The sequence below is a fragment of the Arthrobacter sp. efr-133-TYG-120 genome (genome assembly GCF_030209785.1).
In the GTDB taxonomy this organism is placed as follows: domain Bacteria; phylum Actinomycetota; class Actinomycetes; order Actinomycetales; family Micrococcaceae; genus Arthrobacter.
Genome location: NZ_JARVRI010000046.1, coordinates 1 through 1,117 on the forward strand (window position 1 = coordinate 1; position 1,117 = coordinate 1,117).

General features: G+C 72.5%; 1 protein-coding gene. It reads left to right on the top strand.

Going from position 1 to position 1,117, the window contains the following annotated elements; all coding sequences use genetic code 11:
* The coding region (locus tag QRN51_RS22445) for a DUF222 domain-containing protein (RefSeq protein WP_284991954.1) at positions 1 to 1,117 on the top strand (1,117 nt) is incomplete at both ends.

Here is a 1,117-nt window from a genome sequence, read left to right on the forward strand (position 1 = left end):
GTCAGCCGGCAGGGCTGGACCACGGGCTGGGCCGCCGGCGTGGATCCGGGCGCCGGCGCGGGCTGGACGTCCGGGACCACGGCGGGCCAGGAGGACGCACAAGTTGGTGCCGCCGGCATGAGCGCCCGGGGCGGGGAGTTCAGGTCCACGGCCGAGCACCTGCGGTCCTTGCTGCGGATCGGTGCCGCCGAGGCCGGGCGCCGGCTCGCCCTCGCCCGGGAGCTGCTGCCGGGCCGGAGCCTCACCGGGCAAACGGTCCCTGCCCGGCACGGGGAAACGGCCGCGGCGCTGGCGTCCGGGGTGATCGGGTCCCGCTCGGCCGGGATCATCACGATGGCCGTGGCGAAGGTGCGTCCGTTGTGCAGCCCGGAGAAGGCCACGGAGATGGAATACGCCCTGGCCCGCACTGCGGAGGAAAACGACCAGGACTTCCTGGCCAGGGTGGCCCGGCGCTGGGTAGAGGCGATCGACCAGGACGGACCGGAACCGTCCGAAGAATCCCTCCGCCACCACCAAGGAGCGTTCCTGCGCCGCCCCAAACACGGCCTGGCGCATGTGGAGATCTTCGCCACCACCGAGCAATACGAACACCTGCTCACGGTCATGAACACCGCCACCAACCCCCGGAACCGGATCCCCGAAGGCACCGCAACCCAGGGCACAGCTCAGGTCTGCGCGGAGCCTTCCGGCGATTCGTCCGGGGGACCATCCGGCGAGTCGTCCGGGAGTGCCGGGGCGCCGGACCGGCGGTCGCGGGCGCAGAAGCTCCTGGACGGTCTGGTCGGCGCCTGCAAGATCGCCCTGGCCGCGGGATCCCTGCCTGCCACGGGCGGCCACCGCCCGCAGATCCTGGCCACCATCGACCACCGCGACCTCTTCCCCCAGGACCGCCGGGATCCGCAGACCGGGCAAGCTTCACAGGACGGGCAATCTTCTCAGTCCGGTCAAGCCTGGCCGTCCGGGCCATCTTCAGAAGTCGGCGAGCCCGCCCTGTCCGACCGTCCCCGGCAGGGCTCGGGCACCGGGTCCTTCACGTTCACCGGGCCCGTCCCGGCCGCCACGGTGCGCAAACTGGCCTGCGACGCCGACATCATCCCCGTGGTCCTGGGCGGCGAGG